Genomic DNA, 13,516 nt, shown 5'->3' with positions numbered 1-13,516 from the left:
GCTTTGCGGCATATTGCGATCATCGGCTCCGGCCCCGCAGGCTATTACACCGCCGAAGCCTGCCAGAAGAGTTTCGGCGCCGATGTCCGCATCGACATCATCGATCGCCTGCCAGTCCCTTACGGCCTGATCCGCACCGGCGTCGCGCCGGACCATCAGTCGATCAAGGGCGTATCGCGCCGCTACGAGGCAGTCGCGCTCACTGACAATGTCCGCTTCGTCGGCAATGTCCTGGTCGGCCAGCATGTCAGCATCGCCGAGCTCGGCACGCTCTATGACGCCATCGTCCTCGCCACCGGCGCCCCCGTAGACCGCCCGCTCGGCGTCCCCGGAGACGATCTCCCCGGCGTCATCGGATCGGCTGCATTCGTCGGCTGGTATAACGGCCATCCCGATTTCGCCGGCCTCGCGCCCCCACTTCACGGCCCCGGCGCGGTGGTGGTCGGCGCCGGCAACGTCGCGCTCGACGTCGCCCGCATCCTCGCCAAGGCCGAGGCGGAGTTCAGCGGCTCGGACATTGTCGGCCACGCCCTCGATCACCTGCGCGGCGCAGCCCATGAGACGATCACCATCCTCGCCCGCCGCGGCCCGCATCAGATCGCCATGACCCCCAAGGAGCTCGGCGAACTCGGCCACCTCACTCGCGCCGCGCCGCAGGTCGATCCCGCCGACCTCCCTCCGGTCGAAGACGATGCTGCACTCGAGCCCGGCCAGCGCAAATCGGTCAGCCACCTCCGCGATTTCGCCGCCCGCACCGAAACCAAACCGATCACCATCGCCTTCGATTTCTACGCAATGCCCGTCCGCGTCGAGGGCGAGGGCAAGGCCGAGCGCGTCATCGTCGAACGCACCGTCATGGATGCCGAAGGCCGCGCGTCCGGCACCGGCGAAACCTATGTCGTCCCCGCCAGCCTCGTCATCAGCTGCATCGGCTATCGCACCCCGCCGATCGAGGGCGTGCCCTATGACGAGAAGCTCGGCCGCTTCGCCAATGAGGATGGCCGCATCGCCCCCGGCATCTACGCGGTCGGCTGGGCGCGGCGCGGGCCGACCGGCACGATCGGCACCAACCGCCCCGACGGCTTCCTGATCGCCGAGCATATCGCCGCCGATCTCGCCGATGACAGCGGCAAGGCTGGCCGTCCGGGCCTCGACGCACTGCTGGCGGAGCGCGGCGTCGACGTGGTCACCTTCCGCGACTGGCAGAAGATCGAGGCAGCCGAAACCGCCCGCGCCCGCGACGGGGCGCCGCGCGAGAAATTCGTGAGTGTGGAGGAAATGCTCGGGGCTCGGACCTGAAAGCGCGCGTCCGGCTGACCGGAAAAGGCATTTGGATTTGCCGGGCACTCTCGCTGCAATGGTCGGGGCGATAGGATTCGAACCTACGACCCCTGGACCCCGAGACCAGTGCGCTACCAGACTGCGCCACGCCCCGACACATTGCAGGCGGTGCGCCTAGCCCCCCGGCCCCCACCTTATCAAGCTAAAAGTGCAAACAATCACCGGCCTGACGTACCATCTGACCCAATGACCTAGGAGCGCGAGCATGAACCGAAACACGCTCAAACTGATGGCTGCTTTCCTTGTCCTTGCGACGCCCGCCCTCGCTACCTCCCAGTCGGCCGGCGCGCCGGATGCCCGGATCGTCAGCGGCGACTATGATACCCTGCTGATCGCCGTCGATCCGGCCACGCACATCGTCACCGGCTATTTCCAGGACTCGACAGGCGCCGGCCAATTCAGCTGCATCTTCTACCTCGCCGGAAAACTGCACGGCCCCGACACGCCCATTCGAACCTGGTTTCCCGGAACTCCCGCTGAGGTGATCAAAGGCACATTGGTGCGGGAGGGCCGCGGCAAGTTCAAAGTGGAACTGCTCCACGACCATGGCGGCTGCTGGAATGTCCGCCATTTCGCCGACAAGGACCAGCCGGCCGAATTCGACCTTGAGACACCCCATCCCTGGATCTCGATCGCCGTGGTGAAAAGCAACAAGGCCTGGTTCTTCGATACCCCGGGCAGCACGACCCATCGCAAAGCCTATATCGTGCAAGGCGACGGCGTCGGCGTGCGAGCGACGCGGGGCGAGTGGCTGCAGGTCGATTTCGTCGACGGCGCAAAGCCGGTCTCAGGCTGGATCAGGGCATCGGATGTATACCCGTGATGCGCAGGGCATTCCGGCCGTGGTTTTGAGGCGCCTGCTCCCGATCCTCGCGCTATCGGCATCGCTGGCCGGGTGCGCACGCCAATTGCCGCACCCGGGCGATGCGGTGCGCGATGCCGATGCAGCCATTCGGATGGGGCAAAGCGCCTGTTCCCCCGAGGACGAGATGTTCCTGAAGGGCAAATGGCACGCCAGATATCGCAACGGATATTGGCGCATATGGTTCTGGGCCCCGGATACGGATTTTGGGCCGACCTATCAGGCGAGAGTGCGGGCATCGGACGGCCAGTCGGAAGGGTGTGAGATTCGGATTGCGACTCGCTGACGCCTCTCTCACAACCCTCTGTTTCCGAGCGACATTTCGCGCCCTTCTAATTCGGGGACACTATACTAATTAGGCCCGCCCCATGACCGCGAATGGCGCATCAGCGCACACTGCCACCCTGCCCAGCCGCCCCTTGCCCCACCCCTAGCCCCCACCCCCATCGCGAGATAGGCTGATCCCATGCCAGCCAGAGGACTCACCATGCACACGACACGCCGCGAACTCCTCACCGGCGCGGGCGCGCTGGGCCTGAGCGCGGCATTCCCCGCCTGGGCGACCCTCGCCCAACAGGCGCCCGCCGCCAGCCCCGCCGACACCAAAGCCCAAACCCTCCTCTCGACCCTCGCCGAAGACCTGCTCGCCGACTCCCCCGAATATGCCCTCTCACTCGGCATCGACAAAGGCGCCCGCGCCGCGCTGCACAGCCGCTTCATGGATCGCAGCGCCGCCGGCGATCAGGCCCGCGCAGCCCGTTGCACCACCCGCCTCGCCCAGATGCGCGCGCTCGATCGCACCGGCCTGTCCCCCGCCACCGCGCTCGATCTCGACACAGCCGAAACCGCCTATGCGCTCGCCGAGCAAGGCTGGCGCACCATGCCGGTCGGCGCGAACGCAGTGCTCGATGCCAATGTCAGCTATCGCAACACGCCCTATATCGTCACCCAGCTCGGCGGCGCCTATTCCGATCTGCCCGATCTCCTCGAGAACAAGCATGATGTAACGGGCGCGCCCGATGCCGACGCCTATCTCTCCCGGCTGGAAAGCTATGCGGCCGCGCTGGACGGCGAAACCGGCCGCATCCACAACGACGCCGCCAAAGGCGCAATCCCGCCGATCCTGGTCATCGACATCACCGCCGGCCAGCTCAAGGGCATCCGCGCCACGCCCGTCGCCGACTGGGCGATCGTGAAGACCTTCGCCGAGAAATGCGCGAAGGCCGGCCTCCCCGCCTCCTTCGCTGAGCGCGCAGCAAAACTCTGCACCGACACAGTCTCGCCAGCGCTCGATCGCCAGATCGCCGCCTTCGCAGATGTCCGCAAAGGCGCAAGCGAGATCCCGGGCCTGTGGCAGCGCCCCCACGGCGACGAATATTATGGCTGGCTGGTCAAGGCCGGCACCACCACCAACGCCACGCCCGACGAGATCCACGCCCTCGGCCTCGCCCAGAACAAGGCGATCAACGCCGAGATCGACACCCTGCTCAAGGCCCAGGGCCTCACCCAGGGCAGCGTCGGCGATCGCCTGACCGCGCTCAGCAAACGCCCCGATCTGCTCTTCAGCAACGACGATGCCGGCCGCGAGAAGCTGCTCGCCTATCTGGGCGGCCGCATCGCCGATATCCGCACCCGCCTGCCCCGCGCCTTCGGCACTTTGGTGAAGGGCAATCTCATCATCAAGCGCGTCCCGCCGGCGATCCAGGACGGCGCGCCCAACGGCTATGCCGGCCCCGGCTCGATCGACGGGTCGCAACCCGGCATCTACTATATCAACCTCAAATCGACCGCGACCTGGCCGCGCTATTCGCTGCCCACGCTCTGCTATCATGAGGGCATTCCCGGCCATGTCTGGCAGGGCGAATACAGCTTCCGCCTGCCGCTGATCCGCTCATTGCTCGCCTTCAACGCCTATTCGGAAGGCTGGGCGCTCTATGCCGAACAGCTCGCCGGCGAGCTCGGCGCCTATGACGAGGATCCGCTCGGCCGCATCGGCTATCTCCAGTCGATGAACTTCCGCGCCTGCCGGCTGGTGGTCGATACCGGCATCCACGCCAAGCGCTGGACCTTCGATCAGGCGCTTGCCTGGTTCCAGCAGGCAACCGGCATGCCGCTCGGCCAGCTCACCGCGGAGCTCCAGCGCTATTGCGCCATGCCGGGCCAGGCCTGTGGCTACAAAATGGGCCATAACGAAATCAACCGCCTGCGCGACAAGGCAAAGGCGGCGCTCGGCCCCCGCTACGACCTCAAAGCCTATGACGATGTCGTTGTCGGCACCGGCAATGTCCCGCTGACGCTGCTGGAGCGAGTGGTGGACGGATATATCGCGCAGGCGAATGCGTGAACGCCCCTAAGCACAAGGAGGCAAGCAAGGCGTGGCCTAACACGGGCCGGGTCTAACGCCTCAGCCCTCCGCACCGCCAGAGCCGGAAGAGCGCTTGCGCCCCTTCCCGAGCGCCGCGCTTGCGCCGGCTTTGTCGTGTGGCCCGATATACCCAACACCCTCTTCCGCCACGCGCGGCTTGCCCGTGCCTCCCCCATAAAATGCGGGCTTACGAGATATGGCGGCACCATTATCAAACGCAGAAATCGACAACGCCGAAATCGTCAACGACCCCTGGGGAAAATGTGCCGCCGCCTGGGAACGAACATGCTCCATCAACACATCGTCGATGCGGGTTTGCCAGCCATCGCCGGTCTCTCGAAAGAACGACAATACCTCAGGAGAGAGCCGAAGCGATTGCTGCACCTTGCGGGCAGTACCTTTGGGCGGACGGCCACGACGGCTGAAGCTACCCGTCGCTTCGCGCACCACCTTGCCGCCGACCCGAACCCGGGCGTGATCGAAGAACGCCTCATCCAGCGACGGGGCCTCATCCTTATCGTCTGGCGAGATGCTGTTCATAGGTTTTTCGCTCATGGGGCTCGGCCCTTCTCAAGGAGATCATGCGGAACTCGTCTTCATATTCAGCAAAGACGCACACCACGGTCAGCGCACGAAGCATGCCGATCGCGATCCAGCGACCCTCACCATAGTCGTGTCGATCATCTGGCAGCTCGAAAACCACGCCTCGCAGCACAAACCCACCATCTGGTAGATCGAGGCCATGTTTGGCCAAATTCGACTCTCGCTTGTCCTGATCGAAGCTGATGATCATCATTATTTATGTAGCACCATAATGCGAACCTGGCAAGTTTTATGCTGCTACGATAAATCTGAAAGTCCGACATCTGTTCATTCCCCGAACTTCTTAGAGCGGAATGGACTCGCCCTCTCGATGCGCGCGACCATGTCGCGCGCATGGGCGTCGGACGCATTCTGGCTGAGCGATCTGCGAAATCTGGCGATCGCCTTGCTCGCGAAATTAGGCCCCGCCGTTGCATAACCGGCGCGGACAATTCGGCGACACTATACTAAACTATTGCCTTCGCCTTCGGCCCGCGCTTCAGCGGCTTCAACCCGCGGCCACTGGCCACCTCCAGCCGCTCGACAAAGCCTTCATCGCCAAGCGGCCGCCCCGTCCGAATCCTCGCCTCGATCGCTGCCTCTTCGCCCGCGGAAGCATCGCCCGCCTCGAGCCCATGGCGCAGCATCGCGCGCCAGTTGCGGTGCAGACCCGCGGTGCCGGCAAGGTCGGTCAGGCCGTCAGCCTTGCCCGTCACATGCGCCGCAGCGCTCGACCAGCGCCAGTCCTCAGGCTGGGCGACAAGCTTCGCCTTGACCGGGTTCAGCTCGACATAGCGGATCCCCGCCAGCAGATGCGCATCGTCCATCGGATAGCTGGCGAAGCGGCCCTGCCAGAGATAGCCGGTCCAGTCGTGCGCCGCATTGATCCGGCGCGAATAGCGGCGATGCGCCTCGGCCAGAGCCCCGCGCAGCCCGTCGGGATCGGACGGCACCAGGATCAGGTGGACATGGTTGGGCATCAGACACCAGGCGAGGCACCGCACGCCCTTCGCCGCGCAGGCATCGGTTACGAGGGCGCGATAGGCGGCATAATCGTCGTCACCGAAGAACACCGGTTGTCGCCGGTTGCCGCGCTGCATGACATGGTGGGCGACACCAGGAACGACGATGCGAGCGAGACGGGCCATGCACGCTTCTTAATGGGACGCCGATCATCGCGCAATTAAGTATAGTGTCCCCGTTATTGGCTCACCTCACCTGCCTGCCCACGCCGGCGAAGAGGGTTTGGGCCACCTTTCCAGCTTCCGCATCGTTGGCGGCGCTCGGCGGATACTGCGCCCGCAACCACACGATCCAGCCGCCGGCCTTGCCGACCCAGACTCCCTGCACCCCATCGTCCTCCGTATCCCAATAGGCCACGAAGGCCGGCGCCGGGGCCGGCCCGATTGCGAGCGGCGGCGCATGATCGCCCTTGATGCGGAGGCCAGTCCGCGCGCTGGCGGTCAGCTCGTCGAAAACACTGCGGGGCGTTTCGCCCGCGGCCTTGATCAGGGTGATCTCATACCGGATCGGGTCGTCCTCCCGAAAACGCAGCTCCGTCCCGGCGCGATAGCTGCAGGAGAGGCTATCGCCCCTCGGATCGATGCTCATCAGCAAAACCGTCAAGCCGTCAAAACGCTCGGGGCAGGCAAAGCCGGACGGTTTGTGTCTCATACCACTGGCCATGTCGAGCAATCGGGGGTCGCCGGAGCCAGCGATCAGGATCTGCGGCCCGGCCGCGGCGCTGGTTCCGCCGGGGTGCGATCCGGGCTCCACCGGTGGCGGGATGCCGCCGGGCGGAGCAAATAAATAGCTGACCGCCTTCCGTTTCGCGTCAAAGGTCATGATACCCGCCTTGTCGGTCAGCGCGGGACCTATGTCGTCGGCCAGTCGCTGGTCGGTGGGGACCCCCGAATAGAACCGCTTGATCGTGGTCAGGGAACCCTCACGAACCACGAGGGCGAATATCCCGGGAGCGTCGGGAGATGCCGCCAGATACGCCACGGGGCCCGCCTTGCCGTCGGCCCGCAACGCAATCCGTGGAAAGGCCTCGCCGGTTTCGCCGCCGATCGCATAGTCGCCAAGCGCAGTGCTCACCGTCGAGCGACTACAGGTCAAGACCGAAGGCGGGGCGCCGGATATATCCGGTATCATGGCCGCGACCATCGACCGGGCGAACGGGACGTCGCCCGCCTCGTTCTTCGGGAACGGGATCGGCGTATCGATCTTGCCCTCGGTCTTGCAGGGAGCGGCCAGCGCGGGTGCCGTGGTCAGCAGCAAAATAGCGACCAGCGCCGACAACCATCTGTGCATGAAAAACCCTTCCGGCCAAGCTGCCAGTGTTGCGACGGCTTTTCGCAATATACCAAGCGCGCATCGCACCGTTGGGCGTCGCATCGCAATTCCGGGGAGTGCACCCCTGATTACCGTGTCTCACTCAAGGGGTGCAGTCCAATAGTGTCCCCGTTATTCAGGCCGGCTTCATGCCGAGTGCGTCGGCGATCGCCGCTCGACGAAAGGCTTTATTGCCTCTTCCCGCAATTCCCGAACCTGCAAAGCAGGAGTCGAAGACCGGCTCCAGTCGCCTGGCAGCAGCGGTCGCAGCCGCCGATCCGCGTTTGGCGCCGATATAGGACAGGCTCGTTGCCTGGTCTTTTGCGGCGACGCACTTGCCGACATCGCCCCAGCGAACCAGCAGGTTCACCTGCGATTTCGTCAGGCGAGCCTGCCTGGTCGGCACCGCCTCTTGTGGAAGGTCCCGCGTCGGTCCCAGATAGGTCGGACCGGTGTGCGGAAAGAGTCCATTGTTCGAGAAATGTGATCCAAAGGTCTGCGCCGTCGCGGCCGTGCCAGTCAGCAACACCGCGCCACTGAGAATCAGGACATTACGAAACATCGCCAATCTCCTTGAGAACCGGGAGGAATGTCACATAAACGCCAGTCCTTCGCAAGCCATCGTCGCGCCGGCCACTCTATTTCGGGGACACTATACTAATTAGCTAAAGGGCCGACGCGAACTGGTGTGACTGCCCGCTATCGGACTGGGGAGGGATCCGGCTGCGAGTCTTCACCCTCCGGAAAGAAAGGCAGCGTACGCAAGAGGCAGCGACCTCGATGCTAAGGCCTTCAATACATGGTAGTGAACTATCGCGCTGTACCATGGACAGGGCTTCTGGTCTGGCTCATCTTCGTCACCATCTGTCTTGTCGGACTCCCGATCTACGTCATCGCCCATTACGGGTTGGAGGTGGGTTCAGGATTTCACGGCGGAAATGTGATCGTCGCGCCCTTTATGGGGGCTTTCTATATCTTCCTGGTCTGGCGAACGATGCGATTCAATGTCCGCATCAGGCGTGAGCCGCGCGCTCTCCAATGGGACCGCGGCGGCATTACGCTATGGCGCGACGGAACCCGCAGAACATGCTCCTGGTCCCAGATCGCCGAGATCAATCTCCAGACGAGAAAAGGCACCTGCCTCGAAGTGAAGGCATCGGGAGAGCGGACGCCCAATATCTGGCGATTCACCCCCGATCGGCTTTCGCTGTCCGACCTCACCATGGCTCGGCTCGCAAGAATGCTCGAACAGGCCCGTATGGGAAGCGTTGCACTGACGGGAGAGGCCCTGGACGGCGAAGCTGCGCTGGCGGAAGAGCGCAAGGAACGATCGGCTGAAAAGGCCCGCGCGAAGGGACGTGTCTGGGCCTATTTCTTCATGATGCTGATCGTGTCCGGGGCCATCATGATGATGTCCGAGATCGCCAATCCGACCACGCTGCTTACGGCTGCGGACCCGCGGATCTGGCTGGCTGCGCAGATGGGCTTCTTTTTCGCCCCTGTGGCTGTTTTGCTGATTTTTGCGAAAGCCCTTTGGAATGCTCCACGCATCACCTCGAATGTCGCCTTCGTCGTTATCCTGCTCACCCTGCTGTCTACGCCAGGAGGCCTGTTCACCGGCGCCTGGGCTTATGAAGCGGCCAAACTCTACGTCACGCACAAGACCTTCGGTAGTGGCGAGGTGCAGCGGAAGGTTGAATTGTTCAAGATTCTGCCAACCCGCAAGAAAAGAAACGGCAAATATAATCTCACGGTCGCTATTCCCTATAACGGGGACAGGCAGGTTAGTTTTACTGTCGATCCGAACGACTTCTCCCTGTTCGAACGGCAAACCGAATTGGACCGCCGGCTACTGAGATGGTGCCTGGCTGTGCCGATCGAAAAATCCGGCAGTGCCGTGCGCGCTGACGCGGCTTATGGAGTTGCAATCAGGCGGGGAAGCGTCAGGCTCTGCGAATAATCGATATCCATCAGGTCGATCTTCGCGCAGCAGTTGGACTCGATCGGCGTCAGGGGCTCTGACAGCAACAGCTGTCCTTGATCATCGTGTCTCACCCATGGGGCGCAATCCAGTGTCAGATCACTCGATGCAGAGCGCGCAGATTCTGACAAGCCGGGGAGGTGAGCACGATTACGATGCCGTCCGTAGGCTGTGCCTCCACAACAAGCCTGATGTGACCAAGCCCCACAACGCCAGAGTCGCGTTGATTGTCAGCGTCGCCCCGCGCGTGTCGCGCGCCGGGCTGGAAAGGGCAGCAAAGAGCGCGCCAAACCCCCAGATGGTCGCGGTGCCCACCATCAGATGCGCCAGCAGGATCAACCCCAGCGTCGAGCCGGCGATCGCGCTGCCCAATATGCCGACGGTGCGCGGTGCCTGTGGTCGATGCATCAGCGCCACCGACCAGAGCAGCAAGGCGCCCATCGTGGCAAAGGCGAAGAGCAGTTCCGCCCGCACATGAAGCGTCGGCTCCGTAGCCACCGTCATCAGCAAGCGCGCGCAAAAGGCCGCGCCAAACAGAACCAACCCGGCTCGGTTTAGCGGCTTTGCCGCTCCCAATTCCTCGCACAGGCACAAAATGCCAAAGCTGATGCCCAGCCAACAGGCAAAGGCCATGGGGGCAAGTTCCGCGCCCGCGAGGCTGACGACAAAATGGATTGGCGCGAAAAAGGCGAGGGCAATGGCACCCATACGGGCGTTGCGCGATATCGGTTCGAGCATAAGCGGCGGCGTCCTCCAGCTTTCGCCGTTGCGCTACCGATCGTTTGCGGGGCGCGATATGGACAAGTCGCGCCCAATGTCCGATCGACCGCCATGGCCTATACCCGCTCGCCGGCACGGCGCGACGACGCCGCGCCACCAAACCCCGCTGCACGGCACGCGCTGCTTGAGGCGTTCGCCAAACTGGCTCTCAGCCGTCGCTATCGCGATTTTGGCGTAGACGCGGTTATCCGCTCGGCCAATGTAGCTCGCTCGACTTTCTATTATCACTTTTCCGGCAAGGACGAGCTGCTACTGGAAAACCTCCAGCCCTTTGTCGCCGCGCTCGCCGATATGCCCTTCACGCCCCAACCATCCAATGAGCTTCAACATTGGGTCGCGCATATCTGGCAGCAACGCCATGCCGCATGCCGTCTGCTGGATGGGACCACCGGCCGCAAGATCGAGGCGGCATTGGTGGATAGATTGAATGAATCCCTCGCCGCCCGGCGACTGCCCGACGACCACCGTAGTCCCCTGCTGGCACACCAGATCGCCGGAGCTAGCCTTTCATTATTGAAGGCATGGGTGAATCACCTTGTGACGGCCACGGCACCCGACATCGCCTGCACTCTGTGGCAGAGCGCGATATCGATCGGCTCGGAGGCGGCTGAATCGCGATAGGCGGTCGCATCGGACGCATCGGACAGATCGCGTTATAGTCATCGGACCGTCGCCCGCCGGATTCCTTTGCCAGACGGCCCTAATTCGGGGACACTATACTATTTAGGCGCACAACAGTTCGTCCAACCATCTGATAATACATAACTTTGTCACACACGCGCCTCGTTGAAAACGTCAGAACCCTCCTGACATTCCCAACACGCTCTCCGCAATGAGCCCGGCCGGCGACGTTGATTCAAACCCTGCCGCACCCGCGCTATTCCGCTGCCATGATCTACCAATCCGAATATGCTGAGCAGGCAGCCGAACTCTGCCGCCTCGGCGCCACCGACGAAGAGCTCGCCGAGCATTTCAAGGTGTGCGTCCGCACCATTTACCGCTGGCGCAACGCCCATGAGGAGTTCGCCAAGGCGGTCGTCTGCGGCAAGGAGCACGCGGATGCGCGTGTCGAGCGCTCGCTCTACGCCCGCGCGGTGGGCTGCAGCGTAGAGCGCACCAAGGTCTTCAAGCACGCAGGCGACCCCGACCCGGTCTACGCCCATTACAAACACCAGCTAGCCCCCGATCCCAACGCAGCGCTGCAGTGGCTCCGCGTCCGCCAGCCGCGCAAATGGCGGATTCGTGAGGAGGAACGAAGCGATCCGACCGCCAAGGAGATGATCGAAAGGGCACTTGCCCGGGTCGCGGATCACCAGCCGCCGGTGATCCCATTCCGGCCAAAGGCGAAGGTGCCAGCCCCTTTCTACGTCCCCGACAAGGCCCGCATCCGTGCCCGATCAGGTTAGCCTCGAAGATCGCCAGCGGGTGATCGATCGCATGATGGACTTCRCCCACGATCCTGCTGGTCATGCCAAGCTGATCTACTCCTGGGGTGAAGGCGTGCTGCGYGGTMTCGCCGGCCCGCGCGCCTGGCAAAGTGACGTCATGGCGGCAATCGGATCGCACCTAACCGATCCTGCCACGCGCTTCACGCCGTGCCGGATCGCCCGCGCGTCGGGCCACGGCATCGGCAAGTCAGCGCTGATCGCGATGCTGGTCAAATGGGGGCTGGATACGGGGATGGATACGCGTGTGGTCGTCACCGCCAACACCGAGAACCAGCTTCTCACCAAGACCAACCCCGAGATCATCAAATGGCACAACCTGTCGATGACGAAAGACTGGTTCCGCCCGACCGCGACGGCGCTTGTCTCCACAACACCGGGACATGATCGTTCATGGCGATCCGACCTCGTCACCTGGTCGGTCACCAACACCGAAGCCTTTGCCGGCCTGCACAATCAGGGCAAGCGCATCATCCTGGTGTTCGATGAAGCCTCAGGCATCCCGTCGAAGGTGTGGGAAGTCGCCCTAGGCGCGCTCACCGACGAGGAGACCGAGATCATCTTCCTCGCCTTCGGCAACCCCACCCATAATACCGGCCCGTTTCGCGAATGCTTCGGCCGCTTCCGCAACCTGTGGGACGCAAAGCAGATCGACAGCCGCGATGTCGAAGGCACCAACAAGGCCTATCTCGACGAGCTCGTCGAAACCTACGGCGAAGACAGCGACATCGTCCGCGTCCGCGTGCGCGGCCAGTTCCCGTCGAGCTCCTCGATGCAGTTCATCGGCACAGCGCTGGTCGACGCCGCCCGAGCTCGCGCACCCTATCCGTTGATCAGCGACCCGATCATCTTCGGCCTCGATTGCGCCCGCTTCGGCGACGATCATTCGACGCTCGCCATCCGCCATGGCCGCGATGCCCGCACCCGGCCCTGGAAGCGCTGGCACAAGCAGGATTCCATGACGCTGGCCGGCGATGTCGCGCTGCAGGCGCAGCTCCACTGCCCTGACGCGATCTTCGTCGATGCCGGCAATATCGGGGCAGCGGTGATCGACCGGCTGCGCCAGCTCGGCGTCCCCAATGTCCATGAAGTCTGGTTCGGCGCTCAGGGCCGCGAGGCGCACTGGTCGGGCGAGATGCGGGTGAAAACCGCCAACAAGCGCTCCGAGATGTGGACCAATATGCGCGGCTGGCTCGAAGGCGGCGCGATCCCCGACGAGGAGACGCTCGCCACTGACCTGACCGGGGTCGAATATGGCTATGCCGCCGACCAGGTCTCGATCCAGCTCGAGAAGAAGGAGCATATGAAAGCCCGCGGCCTCGCCTCGCCCGACGATGCCGATGCGCTTGCCCTCACCTTCGCCGAGCCGGTGATGCCGCTCACGATCCAGCCCTATGTCCATCCCTCACGCGAGGAATGGCCGGAGCGGCAGCGGGAGGATAGACGCTCCGAGCGCCAGCGACAGGAGGACGAGTTCGAGGAAATCTACGGTCAGCTCAGAGAGCCGAACCCGTTCATACCCCGCGACATTTATGATTGATGCGGGGAACCCTTCTTCCCCTCTCCTTTTCAGGAGAGGGGCAAGCTGCGCAGCAGCGCGGGGTGAGGTTGAGGGGGCAACGGCCCTTGCTGATCACCCGCACCCTTCCCGCGCTTCGCACGGGCCCAGTGTCGGGTCGGTCATGCCCCGGCATGACCTGAACAGCGCGGGGCGCTGTTCACCCAACACTCCTCTCCCGCTGGGAGAGGGAGAAATAGAATGCCGCGCCTAAGCTCCGAGGGAGTCCCGTCGCAGATGCGCGACAGGTCAACCACCTCAAAAAAGG

General features: G+C 63.6%; 14 protein-coding genes and 1 tRNA gene. 8 read left to right on the top strand and 7 right to left on the bottom strand.

Annotated elements, in window-relative coordinates; genetic code table 11:
• Positions 1-3 precede the first annotated feature (3 nt).
• Positions 4-1,299, top strand: a complete 1,296-nt coding sequence (locus AC1DVS_RS12295; RefSeq protein WP_478023361.1) for an FAD-dependent oxidoreductase — start codon at positions 4-6, stop codon at positions 1,297-1,299.
• Positions 1,300-1,358: 59 nt separating this feature from the next.
• Here the strand turns inward: AC1DVS_RS12295 and AC1DVS_RS12290 are convergent.
• Positions 1,359-1,435: transfer RNA gene (locus AC1DVS_RS12290), tRNA-Pro, on the bottom strand.
• 111 nt (positions 1,436-1,546) lie between these two features.
• On the opposite strand from AC1DVS_RS12290, the gene AC1DVS_RS12285 reads away from it, so the two are divergent.
• From AC1DVS_RS12285 to AC1DVS_RS12275, 3 genes are all read left to right on the top strand, one after another.
• A complete protein-coding gene (locus AC1DVS_RS12285; protein ID WP_478023359.1) occupies positions 1,547-2,164 on the top strand; it encodes a hypothetical protein in 618 nt (205 codons plus the stop codon).
• Positions 2,151-2,489 carry a hypothetical protein gene (locus AC1DVS_RS12280; RefSeq protein ID WP_478023357.1) on the top strand — a complete coding sequence of 113 codons (339 nt, stop codon included), beginning with the start codon at positions 2,151-2,153 and terminating at the stop codon, positions 2,487-2,489. The genes AC1DVS_RS12285 and AC1DVS_RS12280 overlap by 14 nt, the downstream gene beginning before the upstream one ends.
• Before the next feature lie 201 nt (positions 2,490-2,690).
• A complete protein-coding gene (locus AC1DVS_RS12275) occupies positions 2,691-4,547 on the top strand; it encodes a DUF885 domain-containing protein (protein ID WP_478023356.1) in 1,857 nt (618 codons plus the stop codon).
• A gap of 60 nt (positions 4,548-4,607) precedes the next feature.
• Here the strand turns inward: AC1DVS_RS12275 and AC1DVS_RS12270 are convergent, their stop codons facing one another.
• The 5 genes from AC1DVS_RS12270 to AC1DVS_RS12250 form a co-directional block, all read right to left on the bottom strand.
• Complete coding sequence (locus tag AC1DVS_RS12270; RefSeq protein ID WP_478023354.1) at positions 4,608-5,108, bottom strand: BrnA antitoxin family protein; 501 nt, start codon at positions 5,106-5,108, stop codon at positions 4,608-4,610.
• On the bottom strand, positions 5,083-5,361 hold the full coding sequence (locus AC1DVS_RS12265; protein ID WP_478023352.1) for a BrnT family toxin: 279 nt from the start codon (positions 5,359-5,361) through the stop codon (positions 5,083-5,085). The genes AC1DVS_RS12270 and AC1DVS_RS12265 overlap by 26 nt, the downstream gene beginning before the upstream one ends.
• A 256-nt stretch (positions 5,362-5,617) precedes the next feature.
• Entirely contained in the window at positions 5,618-6,298 is a 681-nt protein-coding gene (locus tag AC1DVS_RS12260) for a transposase (RefSeq protein ID WP_478023350.1), read from the bottom strand.
• Between the two features lie 61 nt (positions 6,299-6,359).
• Entirely contained in the window at positions 6,360-7,511 is a 1,152-nt protein-coding gene (locus tag AC1DVS_RS12255) for a hypothetical protein (RefSeq protein ID WP_478023349.1), read from the bottom strand.
• Between the two features lie 109 nt (positions 7,512-7,620).
• A complete protein-coding gene (locus tag AC1DVS_RS12250; RefSeq protein WP_478023348.1) occupies positions 7,621-8,046 on the bottom strand; it encodes a hypothetical protein in 426 nt (141 codons plus the stop codon).
• A gap of 237 nt (positions 8,047-8,283) precedes the next feature.
• Between AC1DVS_RS12250 and AC1DVS_RS12245 the strand changes: the two genes are divergently transcribed.
• On the top strand, positions 8,284-9,444 hold the full coding sequence (locus AC1DVS_RS12245; RefSeq protein ID WP_478023346.1) for a hypothetical protein: 1,161 nt from the start codon (positions 8,284-8,286) through the stop codon (positions 9,442-9,444).
• 171 nt (positions 9,445-9,615) lie between these two features.
• Here the strand turns inward: AC1DVS_RS12245 and AC1DVS_RS12240 are convergent, their stop codons facing one another.
• Positions 9,616-10,203 (bottom strand): hypothetical protein, encoded by a 588-nt coding sequence (locus tag AC1DVS_RS12240; protein ID WP_478023345.1) that lies wholly within the window; start codon positions 10,201-10,203, stop codon positions 9,616-9,618.
• A gap of 93 nt (positions 10,204-10,296) precedes the next feature.
• On the opposite strand from AC1DVS_RS12240, the gene AC1DVS_RS12235 reads away from it, so the two are divergent.
• From AC1DVS_RS12235 to AC1DVS_RS12225, 3 genes are all read left to right on the top strand, one after another.
• Positions 10,297-10,866, top strand: coding sequence for a TetR/AcrR family transcriptional regulator (locus AC1DVS_RS12235; RefSeq protein ID WP_478023343.1), 570 nt, complete (start codon positions 10,297-10,299; stop codon positions 10,864-10,866).
• A gap of 269 nt (positions 10,867-11,135) precedes the next feature.
• Positions 11,136-11,651 (top strand): helix-turn-helix domain-containing protein, encoded by a 516-nt coding sequence (locus AC1DVS_RS12230; protein WP_478023341.1) that lies wholly within the window; start codon positions 11,136-11,138, stop codon positions 11,649-11,651.
• Positions 11,635-13,230 (top strand): terminase, encoded by a 1,596-nt coding sequence (locus tag AC1DVS_RS12225; RefSeq protein ID WP_478023339.1) that lies wholly within the window; start codon positions 11,635-11,637, stop codon positions 13,228-13,230. The genes AC1DVS_RS12230 and AC1DVS_RS12225 overlap by 17 nt, the downstream gene beginning before the upstream one ends.
• Positions 13,231-13,516 lie beyond the last annotated feature (286 nt).

It is taken from the genome of Sphingomonas sp. P3_C5, from assembly GCF_056402635.1.
This window is presented reverse-complemented; position numbering and strand designations above follow the sequence as displayed.

Excerpts from the sequence above, each read along its gene's own strand:
- AC1DVS_RS12285 (WP_478023359.1), top strand. The coding sequence starts at position 1,547 with ATGAACCGAAACACGCTCAAACTGATGGCTGCTTTCCTTGTCCTTGCG.
- AC1DVS_RS12280 (WP_478023357.1), top strand. The coding sequence starts at position 2,151 with ATGTATACCCGTGATGCGCAGGGCATTCCGGCCGTGGTTTTGAGGCGC.
- AC1DVS_RS12275 (WP_478023356.1), top strand. The coding sequence starts at position 2,691 with ATGCACACGACACGCCGCGAACTCCTCACCGGCGCGGGCGCGCTGGGC.
- AC1DVS_RS12270 (WP_478023354.1), bottom strand. The coding sequence starts at position 5,108 with ATGAACAGCATCTCGCCAGACGATAAGGATGAGGCCCCGTCGCTGGAT.
- AC1DVS_RS12265 (WP_478023352.1), bottom strand. The coding sequence starts at position 5,361 with ATGATCATCAGCTTCGATCAGGACAAGCGAGAGTCGAATTTGGCCAAA.
- AC1DVS_RS12260 (WP_478023350.1), bottom strand. The coding sequence starts at position 6,298 with ATGGCCCGTCTCGCTCGCATCGTCGTTCCTGGTGTCGCCCACCATGTC.
- AC1DVS_RS12250 (WP_478023348.1), bottom strand. The coding sequence starts at position 8,046 with ATGTTTCGTAATGTCCTGATTCTCAGTGGCGCGGTGTTGCTGACTGGC.
- AC1DVS_RS12245 (WP_478023346.1), top strand. The coding sequence starts at position 8,284 with ATGGTAGTGAACTATCGCGCTGTACCATGGACAGGGCTTCTGGTCTGG.
- AC1DVS_RS12240 (WP_478023345.1), bottom strand. The coding sequence starts at position 10,203 with ATGCTCGAACCGATATCGCGCAACGCCCGTATGGGTGCCATTGCCCTC.
- AC1DVS_RS12235 (WP_478023343.1), top strand. The coding sequence starts at position 10,297 with ATGGCCTATACCCGCTCGCCGGCACGGCGCGACGACGCCGCGCCACCA.
- AC1DVS_RS12230 (WP_478023341.1), top strand. The coding sequence starts at position 11,136 with ATGATCTACCAATCCGAATATGCTGAGCAGGCAGCCGAACTCTGCCGC.